This is a genomic window from Kitasatospora sp. NPDC001660, assembly GCF_053596725.1.
Window position 1 is genome coordinate 133,765 of the sequence record NZ_JBSFGU010000016.1, and the last position, 24,269, is coordinate 158,033.

Below are 24,269 nucleotides of genomic sequence, written 5' to 3' on the forward strand. Positions count from 1 at the left end.
ATCACCCCTCCTCCTCTCCTGGGGTCTCCCATGCGTGCCCTCAACCCTCCCGACTGGACCTCCGCCAGGCTCGAACTCCGCGATCTCCTCGCCTCCTCCGGCTGGCCGCCCCCCACCATCTCCGACGCCGAGCTCGCGTTGCACGAACTGATCGTCAACGCCTGGATGCACGCGGGAAACCCCGCGCCCCTCGTCGTCCTCTCCCTCATCCCCACCCGCCTCCGCGTCTCCGTCTGCGACGACAGCCCCGCGCTCCCCGACCCGCGCCCGCCCGCCGACTTCTCCGAATCCGGGCGAGGGCTCCACCTCGTCCGCTCCCTCACCCACCGCTTCGGCACCGACCCGCGCAAGCAGGGCAAGGCCGTCTGGTTCGAGATGGATGCCGCGTGAACAGCCGCCACCCGATGAAGCCGACGGACCCCCGCGTCCGGCACTACACCGAGTCCCAGATCCGCTCACTCATCGCCGAAGTCCACGAGCGCGGACGGAAGTTCGGCCTCGTCTGGCCCTCGGCCGACACCGACACGACCCTCGACGGCCGCGTGCTCGTCCGCTTCAACACCGCGCCCGTCACCACTCTCCTCAACCTCCTCTCCCTCCTCCTCGACGCCGAGCGAGAGTGCGACGAGCCGCCGTGCGCTTCCTGATCGGCGCCGCCTTCGCCGCCCTCCTCGCCCTCGCGATCGCCACCGTCGCCCTCGGTGTCATCACCGCTCTCAACGTTGCAAAGCCCGACGAAGAAGAGACCCGCGAAGATGCCTGACTCCCTCCCCAACGCCCTCGCCGCGACCAACTACGCCGTCGCCACCGCCTTCAACGCCATCAGCCCCGGCCTCGTCACCTCCGCCCCGCCCGACGACTTCGACTGGCCCGAACTCGAAGCGTTCATCTACCGGCTCGGCTTCGCGGCCGACCACTCCGAGGTCGCCCTCAACCTCTACCGGCTCCTCCTCGCCGTCCAGCGCATCGCCTACCGCGAGGCCGCCGGCCGCAACCCCACCTGGGACCGGGCCCGCCTCAACCCCCGCCCTGGGTGCGCCACCTAGAACACTTTTCGGTCCAACGTCAACGGCGGCACCCTGGCCGTGGTGAACTTCCACAGCGGCCTCTTCCTCGACGTCGCCGGCGCGAACCAGGCCGACGGCACCCCGGTGATCCAGTGGTCCGCGCAGAACAGCGTGAACCAGCGCTTCAGCCTCAACCCCGTCGGCTGACGCCGCGAGAACACCTGCGCGCGCAGGAAGTCGGCCCGTCCGACTTCCTGCACCGCCGACGGACCGGATCTCGGCCTTGGGGGCGCACGGTAACCTCCGCAAGCCGCGAGGAGTCGGGCGACGGATCAGAGGCGGAGCGTCGAGCCGGATACTGACCCCATGAGCGATGACGTGGAGAGCAAGCCCGCCTTCGAAGCCTTCCGACTCCTCTGCCCCAACTGTTCCGGGGGTGTCTGCCACCGGTCCCGCATGGGCGTTCGCGACGGCCAAGCCGGAACCGGCCACGTCGCCGAGACCTGTCCGGACTGCAAGGGTGCCGGGTGGCTCCCGCTCGGCAACGGGGAGTGGAAGGGGCACAGGCCCCACTGAGGAGCAGCGTTACCGACGCCGGCTCACGAACGCGCGGCCCCCTGAGCCGCCGCTACACCGCGCGCAGCAGCAGGTGCCCCCGCCGGAAGCGCTCGTTCTCGCCCGGCTCGCGCAGCATCCGGCCGACCTCGGCGAACCCGGCAGCGCCCGCCAGCGCGGCCATCTCGTCGATCGGCCACCGGTAGGCCGTCGTCACCTTGTGGTCGAACGGCGCCACCGGCTCGCCCTCGGCCTCGAAGAACCCGAGCAGCGCGTGCCCGCCCACCGCCAGGACCCGCCGGAACTCGGCCAGGTACGAAGGAACATCCACCGGCGGCGTGTGGATCAGCGAGTACCAGGAGACGACCCCGGCCAGTCCCCCGTCCGCCGTGTCCAGCGCGTCCATCGAGCCGACGTCGAACCGCAGGCCCGGGTACGTCTCGCGGGCGATCCCGACGAGCTCGGGCGACAGGTCGATGCCGAAGACGTCCACCCCCAGCTCGCGCAGCAGCGCCGACACGTACCCCGGACCGCACCCGAGGTCCCCGACCGGGCCCGAGGCGCCCGACGCCCGCACGACGTCCGCGAAGGCGGTGACGAACGAGCGGTCCAGCGGGAGGCTGGCCAGCCCGTCCTTCACGAGGGCGGCGTACCGGACGGCGACGGCGTCGTACGCGCCGGCGGTGGTCATCTGATGTGACGATAGTTCAGGCATGGGGGACGACCCTAGACCATGCGGCGCTCAGCGCCTGGCGTGCCGGACCTTCAGCCGCCCGTACCCCATGGCTCCGGTGATCCGAATCGTCGGGCCGCCCCCGCGAGATCCCCGCGGTGCTCGGTAGAGCGTGTCCTTCCACCCGCTCTTCAGGCCCTCGATGTCGACGACCGCGTCCCGGGGGACCGTGATCCGGGCCCGGCCGGTGCCGAGGTTCAGCTCGATGTCGACCACCGGGTGCTCGAAGACCGCCCGGGACAGGTCCAGGTGCACCCGGCCGAGCGCCGACTCCACCTTGAGCGTCCGGGGCACCCGCCACATGCCGCGCCGGATGATCCGGCCGCTGATGGCGCCGATCGTGGACGTGGTGCCCGCGCTCTCCTCCGGGAGCGAGCCCATGGCCCGCACGAGCTCGCCCTCCGTCCGGGCGGCGAGCACCAGGTCGAGGCGCTCGTCCATCTCCTCGTGCGAGATGTACCCGCCGGCGAACGCCTCCTGGAGGCGCTGCACGGCCGTGTCGCGGTCGCCGTCGCCGATCAGTGGGGATGGTTCCTGCGGCAGAGAGGTCACCGTTCCACTCTAACGGCGGTTCTGCTCAGGAAGTCGGCCCGGCCGACTTCCTGAGTGGTCATCAGGCGAGATCGGCAGGAGATGTCGCCCGGGCCGACGTCCGTCCCGAGGGCGCCGACGAAATTCTTGCGGAGGTCGATGCGGACGTTGCGGTCGTCGGGGTGATCGCCGTTTCGTCGGATGAGCGGGATAGCCTCGTCCGCGCACATCGGAGAACGGCACGACGGGGGATCGGACCATGGAGCACACGGACGACGGCGACGAACGGCTCGCGGCGGAGGGGGAGGTGGCGGTCGCCCGCCTGGCGATCGACTCCGGGGACCTCCCGCACGCCGCCGACCACCTGGCCGACGCGATGATCAACGATCCCCAACTGCCCGAGCTGCACGAGGCCCTGGCCGAGCTGTGCGCCGCCGCAGGCGGCCCGGCCGCCGCCCGCGAACTGTTCCCGCTCGGCGGCCAGGTCTTCCTCGGCACCGTCGTCTGCCGGGCGTACGTCGAGGCGGCGGCCGGCGACTGGGACGCGGCGATCGGCATGCTCGCCTCCGCCGTCCAGTTCGAGCCCGCCAAGCCCTGGGCGCACGCCGCCTGGCTGGCCCGCGAGGACCTGCCCGGCCTGGTCGACCCGGACGTCGTCGCCCAGGCCGTCGCCCGCGCCGCCGGCGGGCTGCCCGACCCGCTGCCCGCCGAACTCGCCGACGCCGTCAGCCCGTTCGACGCCTTCGTGCAGGCCGTCGTGGACCGCCATCCCGACCACGCCCTGCTCCTCGCGATGGCCTCCGGCCTGACCCGCCGCCTCGGCACCACCGCCCGCGCCGTCGAACTCGCCGAGCACGCCCACCGCCTGGCCCCCGGCTACATGCCGTCCGTCATGCTCGGCAACGCCCTGCGCGCGCACGGCCGGCCGGAGCAGGCGCTCGCCGTGTGGGAGGCCGAACTGCGCCGTGTCGAACCGGCCCAGGACAACTCCAGCAGCTACCTCGCCGTCGACGTCGCCGAGCTGTACGGCGCGCTCGGCCGCCCCGCCGACGGCCTGCCCTGGCTGGAGCGCGTCCTCGCGGCCGACCCCGACCACCCCAAGGCCGGGCCGGCGATCCACGGGCTGCGCCACACCGTCGACGGGGAAACCGCCCACCTGCTCGCGCTCGCCGACCACCACCGCGCCCACCCCGACCACGACTACGCCCAGGAGCTCCTCGAACGACTCAGCCACCGCGCACCCTGGCTCGGTCTGGTCCCCGGCGCCACCGAGGCCACCGTCAACGTGCTCCACCAGGTGCTGGAGACGCCCGGCACCACGCGCGACACCGAGATCGACTGCACCGCCTCCACCGTCGAGCCGCCCAGCTCGCTGGCGGCCGTCCACCTCGCGCTGCCGCGCACCGCCGTCACCTACCGGTCCGTCGGCGAGCCCGACCCGCGCGTGCCGCTCACCGAGCCCACCACCACCATCTGGACCTGGGACGGCACCGACCCGCGCCCGGCCGTCGACCCGCCCGCTCCCGCGAGCGCCGAACTCGTCCGGGCCACCGCCGAACTCGTCTGGCCGACCGTCCCCGCCGCCTACGACCACGCCGTCCGGCTCGCCGGCCTGCCACTCGACGACCTCGTCGGCGTCCTCGCGCACCCGCCCGCGCCGCGCGAGGACGAACTCGGCCGGGCACTGCTCGCCCACCAGCCCGAGCTGTGGGTGCGCGCCGTCCAGACCTTCGCGTGCCTCGGCATCGCCCACCACCGCACCGACCAGCCGTGGGCCGGGTCCGACCGCCGCCGCGTCCTGCTCGACCTGCTGCTCGGGCCGGAGGACTGGGTCGTCGAGGCAGCCGGGTTCGCGCTGGTCGCGATCGGCTGGACGCACCCCGAGGCGCGCGCCGACATCGCCGCCCAGCTCGGGCGACGGCTGCGCTACTGCGAGGAGGCGGACCGCACGCGGGTGGTGACGATCCTGCGCTCGGTCGGCCAACTGGCGCTCGCCGCGCCGTGGCTGCCGACGGACGAGCTCGACCGGGCGCGGCGGTTCGTCGACGGCGAAGCGGACGGTGTGCCCGCGTCGCCCGCGCCCTCAAAGCCGGAGCCCGGGCCCGAAACCCGGCCCGAACCGCGCCCTGGCTTCCTGCGGAGACTCTTCGGACGCGGCTGAACCCCACTCGGGCGCCCGGCCGCTCCAGGCACACGTGCGCGTCGGGAACCGATGAACTAGACCCCGGGAAGCGGCTCCTGGTCGACGTCGTGCCGTGGGACGCGCTCGGCGGGGTCGCGGCACTCGGGGCCGAGCCGCAGGATGCGGGACTCCGGGTCGTGCAGCGGCCGGTGGCAGCGGCGGCAGGTGACGCGGTGACGGACGGCCTCCGGGGTGTCCGTCCCGGGCAGCGGCTCGGGGGAGTTGGTCATGAGGAGACGGTAACGAAGCGGATCACGACGGCACAGCGCGCCCGTCGTACTCCTCGCGCGCGGTCATGACCTCGGGCACCCGCCGCTCGGACCAGTGCGCGAGCGCCACGACCACCTCGGCGGCCTCGCGACCGAGCGGCGTGAGGCTGTAGTCGACCCGGGGCGGGATCACCGGGTGGGCCTCGCGGAGCACGAAGCCGTCCCGCTCCAGCGGCTGGCCGGTGGCACCGGTGACGCGGCGGTCGCCGTCCTGCTCGGCGAGGGCCACGAGGGCCGGGGGTACGAGCTGGGCGGCGACACCGCGTGGAGCCTGCCCGAGCTGGCCGCCGAGCTGGCCGCGGCCTCCGGCCGGCCGGTCGGGCACCGCGACGTGACCCCGGCCGAGCACCGCGACGTGCTGGTCGGTGCGGGCCTGCCGGAGGGCTTCGCCGAGGTCCTGGTGGACGTCGACGCGGGCATCGCGCGCGGCGAGCTGGCCGGCACCCCCGGCGACCTCGCCCGGCTGATCGGCCGCCCGACCGTCCCGCTCGCCGAGTCCGTCCGTGCCGCTCTGCGGGCCTGAGTCCGCCCGCCGAGCACTGTCATGACCAAAATCCGTAAACGGAGATGACATCCTGCCCTCCCGCCAGCTACCGTCACCTCGACATACGCGCGCGCGGAGGGCAGGCGGCAGATGCCGGACACAACGAAGCAGGAGAGCGGCCGGGGCCTCTGGTACGGGGCCGCGGCCTACGGCATCTGGGGGCTCTTCCCGCTGTTCTGGCCGCTGCTGGAGCCCAGCGCCGCCGACGACATCCTCGTCAACCGGATGGTCTGGTCCCTGGTCGCGGTGGTGCTGCTGCTCACCGTCCAGCGGCACTGGGGCTGGATACGCCCGCTGCTGCGCCAGCCCCGCCGGGTCGCGATGCTGGCCGGCGCGGCCACCGTGATCTCGGTCAACTGGGGCGTCTACATCTGGGCGGTCAACAACGGCCACGTCGTCGAGACCAGCCTCGGCTACTTCATCAACCCGCTCGTGACGATCGGCTTCGGCGTCCTCGTCCTCAAGGAGCGGCTGCGCCCCGCGCAGTGGACGGCGGTCGGCATCGGCGCGGCGGCGGTCGCGGTGCTCAGCGTCGCGTACGGGCAACTGCCCTGGATCGCGCTCACCCTGGCGCTCTCCTTCGCCACCTACGGCCTGCTGAAGAAGACGGTCGGACTGAGCGGCGTGGAGAGCCTGGCGGCCGAGAGCGCCTTCATGTTCCCGTTCGCCCTGGCCTACCTGGTCTACCTGGAGGTCAGCGGGCGCGGCACCCTCGGCCACACGGTGGCCGGCTCGTACGGCTGGGGCCACTCCGGCCTGCTGATGCTCAGCGGTGGCATCACCGCGATCCCGCTGCTGTGCTTCGGCGCGGCGGCCGTCCGGGTGCCGCTGACGATGCTCGGGCTGCTGCAGTACCTGGCGCCGGTGTTCCAGTTCCTGATCGGCGTGGCGGTGTTCCACGAGTCGATGCCGCCCGCCCGCTGGGCCGGCTTCGCCCTGGTCTGGGTGGCGCTCGCGGTGCTCACCTGGGACGCGCTGCGCCGGGTGCGGGCCGACCGCGCGGAGCGGGCGGCCGCGGGGCGGGCGCCGCGACCGGCCCCCGCCCCGGCGGCCACCCGGTAGACAGGCCCTCCGCTGCTCAGGCGCTGATGTCCCGGCTGGAGAACCGCGCCCAGGCCGCCGAGCCGAACACGGCGACGTAGCCGGCCTGCAGGGCGAGGTCCTTCAGCACGCCGTCCCAGTACATCGGCTCACGCAGCAGGTCCGCGAAGCTGAGCCAGTAGTGGGTGAACAGGAACGGCCGGATCGCGTCCAACTGCGGGAAGCTGTCCAGGATCTGGACGGTGATCACCAGCACCACCGTGGCGGCCATCGCCGCGATGCCGCTGCCGGTGAGCGTCGAGACGAACAGCCCGATCGCCACCAGCCCGGCCAGCGAGAGCGCCACCACCGCGGCCACCAGCAGCGCCCGCGGCAGCGCGTCGCCGAGGCCGATGGTGTCGCCGGACAGCAGCGTGACCTTGCCGAGCGGGAACAGCGCGGCACCGGTGGCCAGGGCCGTCACCGCGACGGCCGCGGTGGCCGCCAGGCAGAAGGCGATCCCGGCGGTGAACTTGGCGGCCAGCAGCCTGGTCCGCCCGGCCGGCGCGACCAGCAGGTAGCGCAGCGTCCCGGTGGCGGCCTCGCCGGCCACCGAGTCCCCGGCGACGACGCCGACCGTCATCGGCAGGAAGATCGGCAGTGCCACCGCCAGCGCGGTGAACACCAGGAACAGGCCGTTCTGGGTGGTCTGCGCGATGAAGCTCGGACCGCCGTCGCCGTGCGGGCCGTCCGTGTTGACCTTGATGACCACGCCGATCAGGACCGGCAGCGCCGCCAGGATCGCCAGCAGCACCAGGGTCCGCATCCGGCGGAAGGTCAGGTGCAGCTCGTTGCGGAACAGCGCCAGGAACCCGGACGCCGTCTGCGGCCGCCGCCCGGAGACGAGCCCGGTCCCGACCGCCACCGCCTCAGCCCGCGACATCGAAGCCCTCCCCGGTCAGCGCCACGAAGGCGTCCTCCAACGTGCCACGCTCCAGCCCGAACCCGTGCACCCGTACGCCGGCCTCGACCAGCGCCGAGCACAGCTTCGGCAGCGCCGAATCGTCGACGGCGCCGAGCTCGCCGTCCACCCGCTCCTCGCCGCGCACGACGTCCACGACCTGGTGGGCCGCGAGCACCTCGGCGGCCCGGGCGACGTCCGGCGTGCGGACCACCAGCCGGCCCTGCGCCCGGGCGGCCAGCTCGGCGACGGTGCCCTGCACCACCAGCCGGCCGCGGGACATCACCGCGGCGTGGGTGCAGACCTGCTCGATCTCGTCCAGCAGGTGCGAGGAGAGGAACACCGTGGTGCCCTCCGCCGCGACCTCCCGCACGAGCGTCCGGATCTCCCGCATGCCCTGCGGGTCCAGGCCGTTGGTCGGCTCGTCCAGCACCAGCAGCTCACGCGGCTGCAGCAGCGCCGAGGCGAGGCCGAGCCGCTGCTTCATGCCGAGCGAGTACGCACGGGCCTTCTTGCCGGCCGCCGCGGTGAGCCCGACCCGCTCCAGCGCCTCGTCGACCCGGCGGCTGCGGGTGCGCGGGTCGGCCGTCGGGTCGGCGGCGTCGAACCGGGCGAGGTTGTCGCGGCCGGAGAGGAAGCCGTACAGCGCGGGACCCTCGATCAGCGCGCCCACCCGGGGCAGCACGGTCGCGACGGACTGCGGCATCGGCTCGTCGAGGACGGTCGCCATGCCCGAGGTGGGCACGATCAGGCCCATCAGCATGCGGATGGTGGTGGTCTTGCCGGAGCCGTTGGGGCCGAGGAAGCCGAAGACCGAGCCGCGCGGGACGGCCAGGTCCAGCCCGTCGACGGCGAGCTGGCCGCCGCGGAAGCGCTTGGTCAGGCCGCGCGTGCGGATCACATCGTCAGAGCCGGTGCGGGAGGGGGCGGCAGCGGGAACGGGGGCCGGGCGCGCCTCGGCGCCCCGGCCCCCGGCCGACTCCGTAACGTCCCCCGTTACGGGAGCCTTGGTCATCCGCTACTTCACCCCGGCCGCGCTCTGCAGGACGGACTCGGTCACCGCGCCGGCGAACACCCGGCCGTCGTCGGTGATCAGGACGTTGAGCACCTTGGTGCTGACCAGGGTGCCGCCGGCGACCGGCTTGCCGAGCGACTTGACCAGGGCCGTCGGGTCCTGGAAGGAGCCCCGGCCGCCGTGCTTGCCGCCCTTCGCGCCGTCCTTCGCGCCGTTCTCCGGCGCGCCGACCGGTCCGCTGGGCAGGTGCGCGGAGACCACCGACGTCCAGCCCTCGCCGATCACGTTCGGCCTGCCGGCCTCGCCGCTCTCCTTCTTGCCGTCCGGGCCGCGCTTGGCGTCCGCCTTCGCGCCCGCCCGCTCGTCGTCCGCCTTGTGCTCCGTCACCTTGGCGCCCTTGGGCACGGTGAAGTCGAAGGTCTTGGCGGCCGGCTTCGCGAACGAGACGTCCGTGAAGTGCACGTCCAGCACGGTGCTGCCGTCGACGCCCTTCACCACCACCGCGAGCGGCACGCCGTTGTCGGCGGCCACCGCGATCCTGACCTCGGCGATCGTCGAGCCGGACTGGGTCGGCTTGACGCTCAGCTGGTAGGCGTTCTGCCCGGCCACCTTGGCGGTGCCGGCCACGGTGACGGAGGTGGTGCTCGCGCTCTCGGTGAGGAACTGCCGGGCGGCCTCCTGCGGCGTGGTCGGCACACCGGCCAGCGGCGCCTTCGGGTGCTCGGCGCCGGTGTGCCGGGCGGCCTGGCCGGTCAGGTGCACGGCCTGGTTGGTCGAGCTGTCCCAGGCCCAGCCCTGGTCGCCGTTGTGGACCAGGGTGTAGCCGGCCATGTTCTCCAGCAGGTCGAGCCGCTGACGGTCCGGCCCGTCCACCGCGACCCGCAGCGTCTGGTCGCCGCCCAGCAGACCGAGCAGCTTGGTCTGCGGATCCGCGGCCGACGAACCCTGCCCGCCACCCTGCCCGCCGCCGTGTCCGGCCGCGGCGCCGAGGCTGCCGGCCGCCGCACCGAGCAACTGGCTGGGCACACCGAGGTCGGTCGAGAGCGAGACCGTCCCGGAGAGCGCCTGGGTGTCCGAGCCGAGCGCCTTGGCCACCACCTGCTCCGCCGTCAGCGAGGGCAGGTCCGGCGGCGAATCGGCGGCCAACGCGGGCACCAGCCCGACGCCCGTGGCGATCGCCGCGGCCACCGCCAACGGCACGCCCGCCCGCATCAGGGTGCGCCGCCGTGAGCGGTACGGTGCGCCGCCGTCCACGTTCCCCCCAGCCGCCGTCTCATTGGTCATGGCGTCATCAACTCCTCTGCGAACCCGGCCGAATGCCTGTGCCATTCCATTAGAGACCCGCCCCGCGCGCGCGTCATCGACCTGCAGGGCCACTTCGGGGTAAACCTCGCGGGTACGTCAACCCTGAGACGTCCTCAGGGTTGGCTCCTCCCGGCGTACAACTCCTGGCGTAGTGTCGCCGCATGGACGCAACCGCCGACGACCGCACCAACTCCCCGACCGCGCAGCCCCCGACCGCCAACGCCATGCGCCGCGCCCTGCGCCGCGCGCGGGACGGCGTCGCGCTCGACGCCGCCGAGGCGGCCGTGCTGCTGCAGGCCAGAGGCGAGGACCTGCGGGACCTCTGTGCGAGCGCCGCCCGGGTGCGGGACGCCGGCCTGGAGGCCGCCGGCCGCCCCGGTGTCATCACCTACTCCAAGAGCGTCTTCATCCCCCTCACCCGGCTGTGCCGCGACAAGTGCCACTACTGCACCTTCGCCACCGTCCCCGGCAAGCTGCGCCGTGCCGGCCACGGGATGTACATGTCCCCCGACGAGGTCCTCGCGGTGGCCCGCCGCGGCGCCGAACTCGGCTGCAAGGAAGCCCTGATCACGCTCGGAGACAAGCCCGAGGACCGCTGGCCCGAAGCCCGCGAGTGGCTGGACGCGCACGGCTACGACGACACCGTCGCGTACGTCCGCGCGATGTCCATCCGCATCCTGGAGGAGACCGGCCTCCTCCCGCACCTCAACCCCGGCGTGCTGAGCTGGACGGACTTCCAGCGCCTCAAGCCCGTCTCCGCCTCCATGGGCATGATGCTGGAGACCACCGCCACCCGCCTGTGGAGCGAGCCCGGCGGCCCGCACCACGGCTCCCCGGACAAGGAGCCCGCCGTCCGCCTCCGCGTCCTGGAGGACGCGGGCCGCAGCTCCGTCCCCTTCACCAGCGGCCTGCTGATCGGCATCGGCGAGACGTACGAGGAGCGCGCCGAGTCGCTGTTCGCGCTGCGCAAGGTCTCCCGCGCCTACCACGGGATCCAGGAACTGATCCTGCAGAACTTCCGCGCCAAGCCGGACACGGCGATGCGCGGCATGCCCGACGCCGAACTGGACGAGCTGGTCGCCACGGTGGCGGTGGCCCGGCACATCATGGGCCCGTCCGCGTGCCTCCAGGCGCCGCCGAACCTGGTGGACGGCGAGTACGAGCGGCTGATCGGGGCCGGCATCGACGACTGGGGCGGCGTCTCCCCGCTCACCCCGGACCACGTCAACCCCGAGCGCCCGTGGCCGCAGATCGAGCGCCTGGCCGAGCGCTCCGCGGCGGCCGGCTTCGAACTGCGCGAGCGCCTGGCCGTCTACCCCGAGTACGTGCTGCGCGGCGAGCCCTGGCTGGACCCGCGCGTCCTGCCGCACGTGCGCGCGCTGGCCGACCCGGCGACCGGGCTCGCGAACCCGGACGCGGCGGTCCTGGGCCTGCCCTGGCAGGAGCCCGAGGACCTCCCGGAGTCGTACGGGCGGACCGACCTGCACGCCACCATCGACACCGAGGGCCGCACCGGCGACCGCCGGGCCGACTTCGAGGACGTCTACGGCGACTGGGAGGCGCTGCGCGAGCAGGTCCTCGCGAAGGGCGCGCCGGAACGTCTCGCCGGGGACCTCCGCGAGGCGCTCGCGGTGGCCGCCGACGACCCGACCAGGCTCACCGACGACCACGCGCTCGCCCTGTTCCACGCCGACGGCCCCGCCCTGGACGCGCTGTGCCGGATCGCCGACGCCGTCCGCCGCGACGCGGTCGGCGACGACGTCACCTACTGCGTCACCCGGAACATCAACTTCACCAACGTCTGCTACACCGGCTGCCGGTTCTGCGCCTTCGCCCAGCGCCGCACCGACGCGGACGCGTACACGCTCTCGCTCCAGCAGGTCGCCGACCGGGCCGCGCAGGCGTGGGAGGTGGGCGCCACCGAGGTCTGCATGCAGGGCGGCATCCACCCGGACCTCCCCGGCACCGCCTACTTCGACATCGCCCGCGCGGTGAAGGAGCGCGTGCCCGGCATCCACGTGCACGCGTTCTCGCCGATGGAGGTGGTCAACGGCGCGACCAGGACCGGACTCTCGATCCGCGACTGGCTCCAGCGAGCCAAGGAGGCGGGCCTGGACACCATCCCGGGCACGGCCGCCGAGATCCTCGACGACGAGGTCCGCTGGGTGCTCACCAAGGGCAAGCTGCCGGCCGCCACCTGGGTCGAGGTGGTCACCACCGCGCACGAGCTGGGCATCCGCTCCTCGTCCACGATGATGTACGGGCACGTGGACACCCCCGGGCACTGGCTCGGACACCTGCGGCTGCTCGCGGAGATCCAGCAGCGCACCGGTGGCTTCACCGAGTTCGTCACGCTGCCGTTCGTCCACACCAACGCGCCGGTCTACCTCGCCGGCATCGCCCGGCCCGGCCCGACCGCCCGCGACAACCGCGCGGTGGTCGCGATGGCCCGGCTGCTGCTGCACCCGCACATCCCCAACATCCAGACCAGCTGGGTCAAGCTGGGCGCCGAGGGTGCGGCCGAGATGCTGCGCTCGGGCGCCAACGACCTCGGCGGCACGCTGATGGAGGAGACCATCTCGCGGATGGCCGGCTCGGCGTACGGGAGCTACAAGTCGGTGCGCGACCTCCAGGCGATCGCCGAGGCCGCGGGCCGCCCGCACCGCCAGCGCACCACCACCTACGGCGAGGTGCCCGCCGAGCGCCGGGCCGCCGCGCTCGCCTCGGACGGCCACCTGCCGGAGCTGCTGCCGGTCCTGGACTGAGGCCCCAGCTCGACGACGCGGGGCCCGGACGCTGCCCGCGCAGCGTCCGGGCCCCGCCGTCCGTGGCAGCGGGACGGCACGGCGGCAACGGTTTGTTGAAAGACTGGTGTGCGACGGAACCCGCCGGTCCGCACGGGTCTTCGCATAAGGTGCCAGGGCGCGCGACCGGCCCGAGCGTCGCGCCGCCCCGTTCCCCGCCGTTCCCGGACGAAAGGCGCACCCGTCGTGATGCCACTGTGGTCACGCGCACAGCAGCAGGACTTCCGCAGCCGGGTGCGGGGCTGTCTGCTCGGCGGCGCGATCGGGGACGCGCTGGGCGCCGCCGTGGAGTTCGAGGCGCTGGACAAGATCGTCGCGCAGCACGGCCCGCAGGGCGTGACCGGCTACGTCCCCGCGTACGGGCGGTCCGGCGCGATCACCGACGACACCCAGCTGACCCTCTTCACGGTCGACGGCCTGATCCGCGCCCACATCCGCCGGGACACCGGCAGCTGGCACCCGCCCACCGACCTCCACCTCGCCTACCTGCGCTGGGCCGCCACGCAGCGCGACTGGGGCCCGGACGAGCGCCGCCCCGACCTCGGCTGGCTCGGCCGCGAGGAGTGGCTGTACGCCCAGCGCGCCCCCGGCCAGGGCTGCCTCACGGGCCTGAGCGGTCCGGACGGCGAGCGGCTCGGCACCCTGGAGCACCCGAAGAACCCGCACTCCAAGGCCTGCGGCACGGTGGTGCGGGCGGCGCCGTTCGGGCTCCTCACGACGTGGGAGCCGGGCCTGGTGTTCCAGCTCGCGGTGGAGTGCTCGGTGCTCACCCACGGCCACCCGACGGGCTACCTCGCGGCGGGCGCGTTCGCGGTGATCGTCCAGAGCATCGCCCGCGGCGGCACCCTGGAGGAGGGCGTCCACCTCGCGCTGGCGCTGCTCTCCGAGCGGCAGGCGCACGAGGAGACGACCGCCGCGCTGCGGGCGGCGCTGGACGCCGTCCGGGCGGGCGAGCCGTCGGCGGTCCGGGTGGAGGCGCTGGGGGAGGGCTGGGTCGCCGAGGAGGCGCTGGCGATCGCGGTGTACTGCGCGCTGGTGGCGCACGACGTGCGGTCGGGCCTGCTGCTCGCCGTCAACCACTCCGGGGACAGCGACTCCACCGGCGCGATCTGCGGGAGCCTGCTCGGTGCGCTGCACGGCGACACCGCGTTGCCGCCGGGGCTGGTGGCCGGCCTGGAGGGGCGCGGCGCGATCCTCGAACTCGCCGACGACTTCGTGCTGGAGCTGGTGCACGGTGCCGAACTGCACGGCCGGGACACCCCGGAGGGTGTCGCGTGGTCGGCCCGGTACCCGGTGCACTGAGGGCCGTCCGGCCAACGGCTTCCTGGAGAAACACAGTTGCCCGTAGCCGTGTCCGCCGCCGCGGGGGCGACGGGCACCGCTACGGGCAACTGGGCCGAGAGCGGCCCGGGTTCAGGCTGCGCCGAATGCCCCTGGGCCGAACGCCCCTGCTCCGGCGGCGGCGGCGAACGCGTTCCAGGCCTCGGCGGAGAAGCGCAGTTGCGGGCCGTGCGGGTCCTTGGAGTCCCGGACGGCGACCACCCCCGCGGTCGGCGTGGCGATCTCCACACAGGCGCCGTTGCCACCGCTGTGACTGCTCTTCCGCCAGCGTGTGCCGCTCTCGATGGTGGTGCTCATGTGTGGAATCCCTCTTCAATCTCTGCTATCAGTGTCCGGCTCTCCACCACACCGAGCGCCGCCGCCCTCAGGTGGTCGTAGAGACTGGTATAGCGGCGCACATCGGCCTCCTTCTCCAGGTAAAGATCACTCGTCACCCCTTCGAAGTAGACAACCGTGGAATCGGCTGACTCGGGGAACTCGAGCAGGGAGAATGTCCCGGTCATACCGGGGTGGGCACCGGCGGAGAACGGGATCACCTGGATCGTGATGTTCGGGCGCTGGCTCAACTCCAGCATGTGCTTGAGCTGGTAGGCCATCACCTCGCGGCTGCCGACCTCGCGGCGCAGCACCGCCTCGTCTATGACGGTCCACAGGCTGCCCAGCTGGTGTTCGCCGTGGACGCGGTCCTGGCGCTTCATCCGCACCTGCACCCGGCGCTGGACGGCGAGGGCGTCGGTGTCCGGCTGGGTGCCCTCGACGACGGCCTGGGCGTACTGCTCGGTCTGCAGCAGGCCGGGCACGAAGGAGGACTCGTACGCGCGGATCGACGAGGCCTCGGCCTCCAGGCCGATGTACACGCTGTACGGCGTCGGCATGTCGTTGAAGTCGTGCCACCATCCGCGCTGGCGCGACTCCTTGGCCATCTCCATGAGGCTGTTGCGCATCTGTTCGTCGGACACGTTGTAGACGTCGCAGAGGTCGCGGACGTCCCGCTGGTTGATGCTGCGGCGGCCGTTCTCCAGCCGGCTGATCTTCGACTGGGAGACCATCAGCCGGCCGGCCACCTCCTCCGCGGTCATCCCGAGGCCCTCGCGGAGCTTGCGCAGCTCCGAGCCGAGGCGCCGCCGGCGCACGGTGGGATTGATGTTCGCGGACACGTCGACCTCCGGCCGGACCTCTGGTGATCGTTGGAACGGCAGTCCTAGGAACACTTCGGACATTGGGACCAACCCCCCTGACTCGGAGCAGCATGTCACCTTGGGCCAGGTCGGCGCCGGGGAATCACAGCAGCGCAATAGAGCGGATCATCGGAAAAGCGCTTCTGCGAGACGGCGAAGCCCCCCAGGTGGTAATGCGGCTCAGCGGATCGAACCGGTACTGCCACCGGTCCTGGTTCACGTGGGCTCCCGGCGGCGCACGTGCTGGTGGCACATGCTGCGGCAGGCTCCCACGGGCTCTCCCCGAGCGGCCCGGGGGCGCTCGGGGACGGCAGAGGGGCGGTCGCCGGGCGACTTCCGTCGCGGGCGACCGCCCCTCCTCGCTCCTGGTACTGCTGGTGGTGCGTCGGGTCGTTCGGCGCTCACGGGCGGCGCGAACGATGTGGCGCGCGCCGTCGGGTGTGTCGACGGACGTGTCGCCGGCCGGGTCATGGCGTGTCGTCGTGCCCCGGCGGACCGGCCGTCAGCGGACGCCGACCCGGGGCGCGGCCACCCGGCCGCCGGTGCCCCGGCCCGCCGCGCGGGCGCCGGAGGACCGTCCCGTGCCCGTCCCGGACGCACCCTGGGGCGAGCGGCTCTGCTGCGTCGGCAGGCCGTTCTGCACGTCCATCACGGCGTGCGCGACCATCCCGCCGAGCGGGTCGTACCGGATCAGGTCGCGCAGCCGCGACCGCGAGGACCGGCCCTCGTTGCCCGGGTACAGATGCTTGCCCAGCCCCACCGAGTGGGCCAGCGCGGCGAGCGCGGCCGTCCGCGGGTCCGGCGGCACGCCGGTGCGGATCGCGGTGTCCAGCCGCTGCTTGATCGCGGCGTTGGTGCAGTCGTCGGACGCCTGGTAACGCGTCGTCGGCAGCACGCCGCACACCTGGCCCGGCACGGCGGTCACCATGCCGCAGCGCTCCAGGTGCGCCAGGTACGTCTGCCGCAGCCCCAACCGGGGCCCGCCGATCCAGTGCGCCGCACGGACCGGACTGCCGCGCCGGCGCAGCAGTTCCAGTGCGTGGTCCAGAGTCGGGTCGCCGGTCGGCCGTGCGAGCACGACGGCGATCCGGTCTCCCTCCGGTACGATCCGTCCGGCCAGGGACAGCTCGACGAGCTGCGCCCCGGCGAGTCCGAGGTCGAGGGTCTGCGGCTGCGCCGTGGTACCCGTGGTCGGGTCCAAAGCGAGCAGCAAGAGTTCCTCGGGAACAGTTCTGCGGCTCTTGCCCATCCAAGCCTCCCCGCGTGGATGAGAGACAGGGTGACGCCTCTCACACGGGCTTGTCGAGTACGCCTCCGAATCGTGACCTTGCGGTGAAGGCCTGGAACCGGGGGCCGCGGGGCGGGCGTCTGTTCGGTGAACGGACCGCGGTACGGCCGTGTGACGGCAATAAGCGCCGGTCGGGCGGGGTGTGGGCGGCCGGATCGGCCGACGGTGGCGGAGACTGTACAGGTACACGGGGCGGGGCGTCGGCTTCCCGAAATCGGGTCTGCCGGTGCCCCGCCGGGCGTTGAGGAGGCTGGGTTACGTGGGCGAGTCCCCCGACAGGGTGCTGCGGGACGGCGAGCGGAAGCAGGACCGGGAGCGCGAACGCGCCGGATCGACCGCTGCCGCCGGAACGGCCGCTGACGGCGCCTCCGCCGACGCGACCCGCGACACGCCGAAGAAGGGGGCCGCGAGCGGCTCGACCGTGCAGCTCCGCGTCCGGGATGTGGACAGCAAGACCACGATGCTGCGGCTGCCGGTGGACAACCGCACGACCGCGCTGCGGCTGCCCGACGAGCTGGTGAAGCCGGTCGGCGCCGGGAGTTCCGCAGGTGAGGCGGCCGAGCCGGCCGACGAGGCGTCGGACGAGGGTGCGAAGCCGTCCTCTGACCGGCCGTCGGGCGCCGACCCGCGTCTCGGCATGCGGATGGCAGGCGGGAAGAAGCAGGAGGGGAAGGGGGAGGCGGCCGCCGAGGACCCGGCGGAGGACGCCGAGCCCGCGGCCGAGGACGACACGCCCGAGGATGACGCGGCGGGGGAGGGCGCGGTCGAGGCCGACGCCCCCGTGGTGTCGGTGAAGCTGACCAAGACCGTGGCGCCCCCGACCGCCGTGCAGCCGAAGAGAGCTGACGAGGCCGCGGACACCGAGGAGCCCGGGGAGTCAGGGGACGCCGAGGAGCCCGCGAGCGCCGAGAAGGCCGCGCGCACCGAGAAGGCCGCGGGCACCAAGAAGGCCGAGGGCGCCCCGAAGGCCGCCGGTGCCGAGAAGGCCGACGCCACCGAGCAGCCCGAGGACGCCGAGAAGGCCAAGGCCACCGGGAAGGCCGCGGGCGACGCGAAGCCCGAGGACGCCGAGAAGGCCAAGGCCGCCGGGAAGGCCGCGGGCGACGCGAAGGCCGAGAAGCCGGAGAAGCCCGCGCCGCGCCGCACGCCCCTCGCCGCCGCTCCCGCCGTCGCTCCCGCCCCCGCCGCCGGCACCGTTCCCGAGCCCCCGGCCCCCAGCCCGCTGCCCGAGCCGCAGCCCGTCCCGGATCCGGGGCCCGAGCCGCACCCGGCGCCCAAGCCCCTCCCCGAACCCGAACCGCAGCCCGGCCCGGAGCCGCTGCCGAAGCCGGCCCCCACCCCGAAGCCCGGCCCCGCCCCGGCCCCCGAGCCGCTGCCCACGCCGGACCCGCGGCCGGTGTCGCCCGTCCCGCCGCTGCCGAAGCCCGAGCCGCTGCCCGTCCCCGAGCCGCTGCCCTCGCCGGAGAACACCGCCGAGGCGATGGAGGTCCTGGCGACCCTCAACGCCCGCCCGGTCTCCCCGCTGCGGCGCGCGCTCAAGCGGGTCACCATCTGGACGGTCTTCCTCGCCGTGGTGCTCGGCGCGGCGGTCGTGGCCCAGCTGCTGCGCCCGCTGCCGGACGCGAAGGTGCGGATGTCCGCCGCCGGCAGCTACAACTTCGGGGGCGACCAACTCGACCTCGCGTGGCCGGCCAAGGGCCAGTCCGCGGCCGAGGTGGTCGGCGTCGGCAGTCTCGGCAGCTCCGGCCCGGAGACGCCGGCCTCGATCGCGAGCGTCACCAAGGTGATGAACGCCTACCTGATCCTGCAGAAGTACCCCCTGAAGAAGGGGGAGGCCGGTCCGAAGATCACCGTCGACAAGCAGGCCGCGCAGGAGTCCGGCAACGTCGACGAGTCGAAGGTGACGCTCACCGAGAACCAGGTGCTCACCGAGTACCAGGCGCTGGAGCTGCTGATGCTTCCGTCGGCCAACAACGTGGCCCGGCTGCTCGCCCGCTTCCACTCCGGTTCCGAGGCGGAGTTCGTCAAGCTGATGAACGAGACCGCGGCCAAGTTCGGCATGACCAACACCACCTACGCCGACCCGGCGGGCTACATCGCGGACACCAAGAGCACCGCCAAGGACCAGCTGAAGCTGGCCGAGCAGGTCATGCAGGACGAGGTCTTCCGGCAGATCGTGTCCACCCCGGACACCACCTTCAACAACCAGAAGATCCCCAACACCAACAACCTGATCAACCCGAAGACCGGGGTCATCGGCGTCAAGACCGGCTCCAGCACCCCGGCCGGCGGCTGCCTGATGTGGGCCGCCTACAAGGAGGTCGGCGGCGTGAAGCGGCTGATCCTCGGTGTCACCCTCGGCCAGCAGGCCACCTCGCCCAACCCCGGCGACGGGATCCTGCCGACCGTGCTGAAGGTCAGCGGCAAGCAGATCCAGGCCGCGCAGAACGGCGTGACCGGCCAGACCGTCGTCAAGAAGGGCGACGTCGTCGGCTACGTGGACGACGGGCTCGGCGGCAAGGTCCCCGTCGTCGCCACCAAGGACCTCGTGGTGGCCGGGTTCCCCGGCATCACCGGCACCGTGACCCTGGTCGCCGGCAAGGTCGGCCACCACGTCACGGCCGGCACCGAGATCGGCGTGCTGCGCGTGGGAGAGGGCGACGACAAGACGGAGGTGCCGGTTGCCCTCCAGTCGGACGTCAACCCGCCGTCCATCCAGTCCCGGCTGACCCGGACGCTCTGAGCCCGGGACACCGAAGGGGGAGCCGGTTGTCCGGCTCCCCCTTCAGCGCGTTCCGGGCCCGAGCCACCGCGCGAGCGGCTCCTCCTCCGTCAGCACCCGCCCGAGCGCCAGCGCCACCGTGTACGCGGCGAAGGTCGCGATCAGCCACGACAGCCCGGTGAACACCACCCCGTACGCCCCGAACCGCGCCACGCTGTGCGCCATCGCGCGCGGCAGGTAGATCCGCCCGGCCACCCCGAGGCCGACCACCGCCACCCCGCACAGCAGCGCGCCCGGCAGCAGCGGCGGCCAGCGCACCCGGGCACCCAGCAGCAGGTGCTGCGTCCACCACCAGAGCGCAGTCGAGCCGACGAAGGTCAGCGGCACGCCGAGCCACCGGCCCGCCCCGAAGCCGTCCCACAGCGGCGCCAGGAAGACCAGCCAGGCCAGCCACACCAGCAGCCAGACCAGCCAGCGCCAGGCCGCCAGCCCGGTCCCCGCGCGCGGCAGCTCCCAGCAGCGCTCGCACACCCGCTGGATCGCCCGGCTGAGCGCCGTCGCCGACATCAGGGTGAACAGCGCGCCGAGCACCCCGAAACCGGTCTCGTCCCGCCCGCTCGACAGCACCTGCTCCACCGACTGCTCCGCCTCGCCCCGGATCCCCAGCTCGCTGCGCAGCGCATTCAGGACGTGGTCACGGACGGCGGTCGGGGCGAACACCGACACCACGAACAGCGCCGGCAGCGAGCTCAGGAACGCCTGCGCGGCCAGCCGGGTGGCGCAGTCCAGCAGGTTCACCCGGACCAGCTGGCGGACCGCCCGTCCGACCAGCGGCACCTGCTCGGGCAGCCCCCGCGCGTACCGGGCCGCCCAGGCCCCGCGCTCCTTGAGCCGGGCCGTCCGTCCCCCGCGGCGGCCGCCCTCCGCGGGTGGTCCGGTCGGCCGGTCTCTCACGGGTGCCCTCCTCGGTCACGGTCGCCGAAGTTCCCCCGGGCCGGCGGCCGGGAGGTGCCCCCATCCGCCGCGTTGCGACGCACGCACCCGGCACCGCCGCGCCCGCGCTCCGGGCGGACGGGGGAGTGTGAGAACAGGCCCATGGTCACCCGGACCCGGTGCGGCCGCATCCGGGGCCGGCGGGTTCAGCACCACCACCGGCCGCAGTGGCAGTGCCGCCACCGGCACCGGGTCCTGCCACAGCAGTCGCCGGTCCGCCGCCCGGCGTGGGCGCCACAGGTGCAGCAGCACGACGGCGGCCTGCCCGGTCACCGTGCTGAACGAGACCAGGTGCCCGACACCCGCCACGGCCATCGCCAGAAGTTCGAATACGTTCCAAGGGCTACGTGACCCCTCCTGACACTCCGTCGGCACCCGTCCCGTCGTCCACCGCTCCGCCTCCACCCCTGATCCGGTACGCTGTGGACGGCCTTGTCACCACACGGCCCCGCCTCAGTAGCTCAGGGGATAGAGCACGGCTCTCCTAAAGCCGGTGTCGCAGGTTCGAATCCTGCCTGGGGCACAGTGCGCCGAGAGGCCCCCGACCCGTACGGTCGGGGGCCTCTCGGCGTTCCGGGCCGCTCGTGCGGGCCCGCCCGGGCCGCGTCGGCGCGTCGGCGGCTGAGGCGGGATCAGGCGAGGGTGTGCTCGGCGCGGGGGACGGGCGTGGGGTTGGCGGCCAGGTCGGCGAGCAGGGTCTCGGTCTCCCGGGTGGTGCGCAGGACGGCGGGGTCGAGGTCGGCGAGGACGATCTCGCGGCGGTCCTCGCCCGCCTCGGCGATCAGGTGGCCGTCCGGGCCCCAGACCGCGCTGCCGCCGCAGGTGTGCCAGCCGCCGGTGGTGCCGATGTGGTTGGCGAGCACCGTGTAGAGGGTGTTGTCGAGCGCGCGGGCCGGGAACCAGGTGCGGGACTCGTGGTGACCGTGGCCCACGCTGAAGAGGGCGCCGACCAGGTAGGCGTGGCAGCCGTCCAGCGCGGCGGCGCGGGCGTGCTCGGGGAAGCCGGAGTCGTAGCAGATGCCGAGGCCGAGCCGCCAGCCGTCGAGCTCCAGGCTGCAACCGACCGTCCCGGGGCGGTAGTAGCCGCGTTCGGACTTGAACAGGTGCTGCTTGTCGTAGCGGGTGACGACCGCGCCGTCCGGGCCGAACACGAGCGCGGAGACGCGCAGGTCGGACCCGTCCTGCGCGGCGGCGCCGACCACGGCGGCGGTGCCCGTCTCGCGGCAGGCCTCGGCGATCGGCGCGAGGCGCGGATCGCCCGGCTGGACGGCGCACTTGAGCGGATCGGAGCTGATCAGGTCGGGCTCGTAGCCGGCGAGGAACTTCTCCGCGAAGAGCACCAGCCGGGCACCGGACGCGGCGGCCTCGCGGATGAGCTCGGCGGCGGTGGCCGCGTTGGCGGGGATGTCGCCCGCGACGGCTTGGGCCTGGACGGTGGCGATCCGCAACGGACGCTCGGGGTAACGGGCGTGGGCCGCGGACTCGTGGGGGACTTCCTGGATGCGGGACATGCCCGACACGCTAGACCGCGGCTAGCGGACGGCCTCGTCGGGGCGGTCCACGCCGTCGCCCGGGCGGTCTGCGCGGGCCGGGCGGAACGAGGGCGCGACGACGCGCTGAACCCTGGGTCTGGTCCGCCAGTTGACCCGCCGGATGTCGCGTGCCAGGGAGCCCGGGCGCCAGAGTTCGATCGTCGCGGTGACGGCGCCCAGCACGCAACCGGCGGCCAGCCAGCCGCCGAGCACGTCGCTCGGCCAGTGCACGCCGAGCGCGATCCTGGTCCAGCCGATGGCCAGCGCGGTGGCCGTCGCCACCGCGCAGGCCGCGATCCGACCGGAGCGGCCGGCCCGGGGCCAGAACAGGCCGACCAGCACCGCGCAGGTGATCGCCGAGGCCATCGCGTGCCCGGAGGGGAACGCCGGGCCGCCCGCGTGCGAGACCGGGTCGGTGAAGGACGGCCGCTGGCGGCCGAAGGCGAGTTTCAGCGCCCACTGGGCGCCCCAGCCGACCAGGGCCTGCGCGGCGGCCCACCCGGCGAGCACGCGGGCGCCGATCAGCCAGAGCCAGCAGGCCGCGAGGCCCAGCAGGACACGCATCGTGACCGTGCCACCGATGTCGGAGAGCGTCTGCACCGCGGCCGTCCAGGCCCGGTGCTCCCGGGCGTAGGAGTGCGTTTCCGCGATCCAGTCGCGATCGAACCGGTCGAGGGGTTGCCAGTGTCGGATCACCACGACGGCCAGCAGGCCGAACAGCAGGGCACAGCCCGCCGCCAGCGCCGTGCCCCGCAGGACACGGCGGTGACGCACAGTGATGGATGGCGCGCCATTGGTCAGGTGCATGCCTGACACCTTCCCAGCGTCCTGTGCCGATCGGGCGCTGGAGTGATAGCGATTCCGCATCATTTGTGCGGAGGATCTGCGTGCGTCGGGGTGCGGGGGCGAGGGTAAGTCGGGGCGGTCGGGAACGCGCGCGGCAGCCCGCGGGTTCACCAGGTGTCCGGTCCGAGACGGTCGCGCGGCGCGCACCGCAGGTGCCCGGCTGATCACCCTGCGTCCAGAACCGGGGTGAAAACCGGCAGGATACTGCATCGCTGGGAAGAATCTGAACGACTTGGGAATGTTGTCCGGAATCTGTTCGTTGGATCGTTACGTGTGAGCCCTTGCGGGGCCCGCATTTCTTGCCCGCTCGGGGCAGGCAGGCAGACCTCGGCAACACCAGCAAAGGGAGCAAGCATGGCCACCCGTGCCGTCGTTCGCGACAGGGCCGACCGGACTCGCGCGGCCCGCCCGACCAACCTTGAGGCTGACCGTGACCTGGTCGGCATGTACCTCGACGAGATCGCCAGGACCCCCCTGCTCGATGCCGCCGAGGAGGTCGAGCTCTCGCTGCGGATCGAGGCCGGCGTTTACGCCCAGCACCTGCTGGACGAGAGCGAGCTCCCCGAGGGCGTCACGCGCGAGGAGCTGGAGGCGATAGCCGACGACGCCGAGCGCGCCAAGGACGTCTTCATCCGCTCCAACCTCCGGCTCGTGGTGGCGGTCGCCCGCCGGTACCCGCGCAGCGGCCTCCCGCTGCTGGACCTCATCCAGGAGGGCAACGCGGGCCTCGTGCGGGCCGTCGAGAAGTTCGACTACGCCAAGGGGTTCAAGTTCTCCACCTACGCCACCTGGTGGATCCGGCAGGCGATCACCCGGTCGATCGCCGACCAGTCCCGCACCATCCGGCTGCCCGTCCACCTGGTCGAGGAGCTGGGGCGGATCCGGCGGGTGCAGCGTGAGAAGTCCAAGGAGCTGGGCCGCGAGGCCGAGCCGGCCGAGATCGCGGCCGAGCTGGACACCACCGAGGCCCGGATCAAGGACGTGCTGGACTGGGCGCGCGACCCGGTCAGCCTGAACATGTCGGTCGACGACGAGGGCGAGACCCAGTTCGGCGACCTGGTCGAGGACACCGGGGCGACGTCCCCCGAGGACGCCGTGATGGTCATGCTCCGCCGCGAGGAACTGGACGATCTGATCGGGCGGCTGGACGACCGCACGGCCTCGATCATCCGCTCCCGCTACGGGATGGAGGACGGCCGCGAGCGCACCCTCACCGAGGTGGGCAAGCAGCACGGCCTGACCCGCGAGCGGATCCGGCAGATCGAGAAGCACGCGCTGGCCGAGCTGAAGAAGATCGCCGACCACGCCGGCTTCGAGGCGGCGTAAGGGGAATTCGAGTCCTGAGCCGGGCCAGGATGCGGAGCGCTCCGCATCCTGGCCCGGCGGGGGGGGGCGGGCGGGTAGGGGGGTGGGGCGGGGGGTCCGGGGCGGGCAGCGGGGGGT

25 protein-coding genes, 1 tRNA gene and 2 pseudogenes are annotated in these 24,269 nt (G+C 73.3%); 14 read left to right on the plus strand and 14 right to left on the minus strand.

The features are described from left to right. Positions 1 to 30: 30 nt before the first annotated feature. From ACWCXH_RS19650 to ACWCXH_RS19675, 6 genes and pseudogenes are all read left to right on the plus strand, one after another. A complete protein-coding gene (locus ACWCXH_RS19650) occupies positions 31 to 390 on the plus strand; it encodes an ATP-binding protein (RefSeq protein ID WP_449802695.1) in 360 nt (119 codons plus the stop codon). After that, on the plus strand, positions 387 to 647 hold the full coding sequence (locus tag ACWCXH_RS19655; RefSeq protein ID WP_449802696.1) for a hypothetical protein: 261 nt from the start codon (positions 387 to 389) through the stop codon (positions 645 to 647). The genes ACWCXH_RS19650 and ACWCXH_RS19655 overlap by 4 nt, the downstream gene beginning before the upstream one ends. Beyond that, positions 635 to 763 (plus strand): hypothetical protein, encoded by a 129-nt coding sequence (locus tag ACWCXH_RS19660; RefSeq protein WP_449802697.1) that lies wholly within the window; start codon positions 635 to 637, stop codon positions 761 to 763. The genes ACWCXH_RS19655 and ACWCXH_RS19660 overlap by 13 nt, the downstream gene beginning before the upstream one ends. Then, entirely contained in the window at positions 756 to 1,046 is a 291-nt protein-coding gene (locus ACWCXH_RS19665) for a hypothetical protein (protein ID WP_449802698.1), read from the plus strand. Before ACWCXH_RS19660 ends, ACWCXH_RS19665 begins: the two co-directional genes overlap by 8 nt. 27 nt (positions 1,047 to 1,073) lie before the next feature. Further along, positions 1,074 to 1,214 (plus strand): annotated as a pseudogene (locus ACWCXH_RS19670) (RICIN domain-containing protein); the annotation flags it as partial. Between the two features lie 159 nt (positions 1,215 to 1,373). After that, the gene (locus ACWCXH_RS19675) at positions 1,374 to 1,583 is read left to right on the plus strand and encodes a hypothetical protein (protein ID WP_449802699.1); all 210 of its coding nucleotides are present in this window, start codon (positions 1,374 to 1,376) and stop codon (positions 1,581 to 1,583) included. 52 nt (positions 1,584 to 1,635) lie between these two features. On the opposite strand, the gene ACWCXH_RS19680 is transcribed toward ACWCXH_RS19675, so the two are convergent. The 3 genes from ACWCXH_RS19680 to ACWCXH_RS19690 are packed head-to-tail and all read right to left on the minus strand — an operon-like array spanning position 1,636 to position 3,056. Beyond that, a complete protein-coding gene (locus ACWCXH_RS19680; RefSeq protein ID WP_449802700.1) occupies positions 1,636 to 2,277 on the minus strand; it encodes a class I SAM-dependent methyltransferase in 642 nt (213 codons plus the stop codon). Positions 2,278 to 2,304: 27 nt separating this feature from the next. Continuing rightward, the gene (locus ACWCXH_RS19685; RefSeq protein WP_449802701.1) at positions 2,305 to 2,847 is read right to left on the minus strand and encodes a DUF1707 SHOCT-like domain-containing protein; all 543 of its coding nucleotides are present in this window, start codon (positions 2,845 to 2,847) and stop codon (positions 2,305 to 2,307) included. Further along, a complete protein-coding gene (locus ACWCXH_RS19690; RefSeq protein WP_449802702.1) occupies positions 2,844 to 3,056 on the minus strand; it encodes a hypothetical protein in 213 nt (70 codons plus the stop codon). Before ACWCXH_RS19690 ends, ACWCXH_RS19685 begins: the two co-directional genes overlap by 4 nt. Positions 3,057 to 3,085: 29 nt before the next feature. On the opposite strand from ACWCXH_RS19690, the gene ACWCXH_RS19695 reads away from it, so the two are divergent. Next, entirely contained in the window at positions 3,086 to 4,987 is a 1,902-nt protein-coding gene (locus tag ACWCXH_RS19695; protein ID WP_449802703.1) for a hypothetical protein, read from the plus strand. A 56-nt stretch (positions 4,988 to 5,043) separates the two neighbouring features. Here the strand turns inward: ACWCXH_RS19695 and ACWCXH_RS19700 are convergent, their stop codons facing one another. Together ACWCXH_RS19700 and ACWCXH_RS19705 are read right to left on the minus strand one after the other, a co-directional pair. After that, positions 5,044 to 5,238 (minus strand): DUF6011 domain-containing protein, encoded by a 195-nt coding sequence (locus tag ACWCXH_RS19700; RefSeq protein WP_449802704.1) that lies wholly within the window; start codon positions 5,236 to 5,238, stop codon positions 5,044 to 5,046. Positions 5,239 to 5,260: 22 nt separating this feature from the next. Continuing rightward, positions 5,261 to 5,461 (minus strand): annotated as a pseudogene (locus ACWCXH_RS19705) (winged helix-turn-helix transcriptional regulator); the annotation flags it as partial. Between ACWCXH_RS19705 and ACWCXH_RS19710 the strand changes: the two are divergent. Together ACWCXH_RS19710 and rarD are read left to right on the plus strand one after the other, a co-directional pair. Next, entirely contained in the window at positions 5,414 to 5,800 is a 387-nt protein-coding gene (locus tag ACWCXH_RS19710; protein ID WP_449802725.1) for a hypothetical protein, read from the plus strand. The pseudogene ACWCXH_RS19705 and the gene ACWCXH_RS19710 overlap by 48 nt on opposite strands. A 111-nt stretch (positions 5,801 to 5,911) precedes the next feature. After that, positions 5,912 to 6,883, plus strand: a complete 972-nt coding sequence (gene rarD, locus ACWCXH_RS19715) for an EamA family transporter RarD (protein ID WP_449802705.1) — start codon at positions 5,912 to 5,914, stop codon at positions 6,881 to 6,883. Positions 6,884 to 6,899: 16 nt separating this feature from the next. Here rarD and ACWCXH_RS19720 read toward each other — a convergent pair whose 3' ends face one another. Genes ACWCXH_RS19720 through ACWCXH_RS19730 form a run of 3 tightly spaced genes read right to left on the minus strand, consistent with a single transcriptional unit; the run spans position 6,900 to position 10,101 of the window. Beyond that, on the minus strand, positions 6,900 to 7,784 hold the full coding sequence (locus ACWCXH_RS19720) for an ABC transporter permease (RefSeq protein ID WP_449802706.1): 885 nt from the start codon (positions 7,782 to 7,784) through the stop codon (positions 6,900 to 6,902). Beyond that, complete coding sequence (locus tag ACWCXH_RS19725) at positions 7,771 to 8,817, minus strand: ATP-binding cassette domain-containing protein (protein ID WP_449802707.1); 1,047 nt, start codon at positions 8,815 to 8,817, stop codon at positions 7,771 to 7,773. Before ACWCXH_RS19725 ends, ACWCXH_RS19720 begins: the two co-directional genes overlap by 14 nt. Positions 8,818 to 8,820: 3 nt before the next feature. Further along, positions 8,821 to 10,101: a LolA family protein gene (locus ACWCXH_RS19730; protein WP_449802708.1), complete on the minus strand. Its 1,281-nt coding sequence runs from the start codon at positions 10,099 to 10,101 to the stop codon at positions 8,821 to 8,823. Between the two features lie 182 nt (positions 10,102 to 10,283). Here ACWCXH_RS19730 and ACWCXH_RS19735 point away from each other — a divergent pair, with 182 nt between their 5' ends. Next, a complete protein-coding gene (locus tag ACWCXH_RS19735) occupies positions 10,284 to 12,887 on the plus strand; it encodes a bifunctional FO biosynthesis protein CofGH (protein ID WP_449802709.1) in 2,604 nt (867 codons plus the stop codon). Positions 12,888 to 13,115: 228 nt separating this feature from the next. Further along, positions 13,116 to 14,228 carry an ADP-ribosylglycohydrolase family protein gene (locus ACWCXH_RS19740; protein ID WP_449802710.1) on the plus strand — a complete coding sequence of 371 codons (1,113 nt, stop codon included), beginning with the start codon at positions 13,116 to 13,118 and terminating at the stop codon, positions 14,226 to 14,228. 111 nt (positions 14,229 to 14,339) lie between these two features. Here ACWCXH_RS19740 and ACWCXH_RS19745 read toward each other — a convergent pair whose 3' ends face one another. From ACWCXH_RS19745 to ACWCXH_RS19755, 3 genes are all read right to left on the minus strand, one after another. Further along, positions 14,340 to 14,564, minus strand: a complete 225-nt coding sequence (locus ACWCXH_RS19745; RefSeq protein ID WP_449802711.1) for a DUF397 domain-containing protein — start codon at positions 14,562 to 14,564, stop codon at positions 14,340 to 14,342. After that, a complete protein-coding gene (locus ACWCXH_RS19750) occupies positions 14,561 to 15,424 on the minus strand; it encodes a helix-turn-helix domain-containing protein (RefSeq protein WP_449802712.1) in 864 nt (287 codons plus the stop codon). Before ACWCXH_RS19750 ends, ACWCXH_RS19745 begins: the two co-directional genes overlap by 4 nt. 523 nt (positions 15,425 to 15,947) lie before the next feature. After that, entirely contained in the window at positions 15,948 to 16,694 is a 747-nt protein-coding gene (locus tag ACWCXH_RS19755) for a GOLPH3/VPS74 family protein (RefSeq protein ID WP_449802713.1), read from the minus strand. A 298-nt stretch (positions 16,695 to 16,992) separates the two neighbouring features. On the opposite strand from ACWCXH_RS19755, the gene ACWCXH_RS19760 reads away from it, so the two are divergent. Further along, a complete protein-coding gene (locus ACWCXH_RS19760) occupies positions 16,993 to 19,476 on the plus strand; it encodes a hypothetical protein (RefSeq protein WP_449802714.1) in 2,484 nt (827 codons plus the stop codon). Between the two features lie 42 nt (positions 19,477 to 19,518). Here the strand turns inward: ACWCXH_RS19760 and ACWCXH_RS19765 are convergent, their stop codons facing one another. Further along, the gene (locus ACWCXH_RS19765) at positions 19,519 to 20,409 is read right to left on the minus strand and encodes a YhjD/YihY/BrkB family envelope integrity protein (protein WP_449802715.1); all 891 of its coding nucleotides are present in this window, start codon (positions 20,407 to 20,409) and stop codon (positions 19,519 to 19,521) included. Between the two features lie 489 nt (positions 20,410 to 20,898). On the opposite strand from ACWCXH_RS19765, the gene ACWCXH_RS19770 reads away from it, so the two are divergent. Continuing rightward, positions 20,899 to 20,971 (plus strand) — tRNA-Arg (locus ACWCXH_RS19770). A 109-nt stretch (positions 20,972 to 21,080) separates the two neighbouring features. Here ACWCXH_RS19770 and ACWCXH_RS19775 read toward each other — a convergent pair. Further along, positions 21,081 to 21,959, minus strand: coding sequence for a carbon-nitrogen hydrolase family protein (locus ACWCXH_RS19775; RefSeq protein WP_449802716.1), 879 nt, complete (start codon positions 21,957 to 21,959; stop codon positions 21,081 to 21,083). A 21-nt stretch (positions 21,960 to 21,980) separates the two neighbouring features. Then, complete coding sequence (locus ACWCXH_RS19780) at positions 21,981 to 22,787, minus strand: phosphatase PAP2 family protein (protein WP_449802717.1); 807 nt, start codon at positions 22,785 to 22,787, stop codon at positions 21,981 to 21,983. Positions 22,788 to 23,180: 393 nt separating this feature from the next. On the opposite strand from ACWCXH_RS19780, the gene ACWCXH_RS19785 reads away from it, so the two are divergent. Then, entirely contained in the window at positions 23,181 to 24,152 is a 972-nt protein-coding gene (locus tag ACWCXH_RS19785) for a sigma-70 family RNA polymerase sigma factor (protein ID WP_449802718.1), read from the plus strand. Positions 24,153 to 24,269 lie beyond the last annotated feature (117 nt).

Excerpts from the sequence above, each read along its gene's own strand:
- ACWCXH_RS19650 (WP_449802695.1), top strand. The coding sequence starts at position 31 with ATGCGTGCCCTCAACCCTCCCGACTGGACCTCCGCCAGGCTCGAACTC.
- ACWCXH_RS19745 (WP_449802711.1), bottom strand. The coding sequence starts at position 14,564 with ATGAGCACCACCATCGAGAGCGGCACACGCTGGCGGAAGAGCAGTCAC.
- ACWCXH_RS19675 (WP_449802699.1), top strand. The coding sequence starts at position 1,374 with ATGAGCGATGACGTGGAGAGCAAGCCCGCCTTCGAAGCCTTCCGACTC.
- ACWCXH_RS19720 (WP_449802706.1), bottom strand. The coding sequence starts at position 7,784 with ATGTCGCGGGCTGAGGCGGTGGCGGTCGGGACCGGGCTCGTCTCCGGG.
- ACWCXH_RS19785 (WP_449802718.1), top strand. The coding sequence starts at position 23,181 with ATGGCCACCCGTGCCGTCGTTCGCGACAGGGCCGACCGGACTCGCGCG.
- ACWCXH_RS19700 (WP_449802704.1), bottom strand. The coding sequence starts at position 5,238 with ATGACCAACTCCCCCGAGCCGCTGCCCGGGACGGACACCCCGGAGGCC.
- ACWCXH_RS19735 (WP_449802709.1), top strand. The coding sequence starts at position 10,284 with ATGGACGCAACCGCCGACGACCGCACCAACTCCCCGACCGCGCAGCCC.
- ACWCXH_RS19695 (WP_449802703.1), top strand. The coding sequence starts at position 3,086 with ATGGAGCACACGGACGACGGCGACGAACGGCTCGCGGCGGAGGGGGAG.
- ACWCXH_RS19780 (WP_449802717.1), bottom strand. The coding sequence starts at position 22,787 with ATGCACCTGACCAATGGCGCGCCATCCATCACTGTGCGTCACCGCCGT.
- ACWCXH_RS19775 (WP_449802716.1), bottom strand. The coding sequence starts at position 21,959 with ATGTCCCGCATCCAGGAAGTCCCCCACGAGTCCGCGGCCCACGCCCGT.
- ACWCXH_RS19755 (WP_449802713.1), bottom strand. The coding sequence starts at position 16,694 with ATGGGCAAGAGCCGCAGAACTGTTCCCGAGGAACTCTTGCTGCTCGCT.
- ACWCXH_RS19690 (WP_449802702.1), bottom strand. The coding sequence starts at position 3,056 with ATGTGCGCGGACGAGGCTATCCCGCTCATCCGACGAAACGGCGATCAC.
- ACWCXH_RS19740 (WP_449802710.1), top strand. The coding sequence starts at position 13,116 with ATGCCACTGTGGTCACGCGCACAGCAGCAGGACTTCCGCAGCCGGGTG.
- ACWCXH_RS19730 (WP_449802708.1), bottom strand. The coding sequence starts at position 10,101 with ATGACCAATGAGACGGCGGCTGGGGGGAACGTGGACGGCGGCGCACCG.
- ACWCXH_RS19680 (WP_449802700.1), bottom strand. The coding sequence starts at position 2,277 with ATGCCTGAACTATCGTCACATCAGATGACCACCGCCGGCGCGTACGAC.
- ACWCXH_RS19665 (WP_449802698.1), top strand. The coding sequence starts at position 756 with ATGCCTGACTCCCTCCCCAACGCCCTCGCCGCGACCAACTACGCCGTC.
- ACWCXH_RS19725 (WP_449802707.1), bottom strand. The coding sequence starts at position 8,817 with ATGACCAAGGCTCCCGTAACGGGGGACGTTACGGAGTCGGCCGGGGGC.
- rarD (WP_449802705.1), top strand. The coding sequence starts at position 5,912 with ATGCCGGACACAACGAAGCAGGAGAGCGGCCGGGGCCTCTGGTACGGG.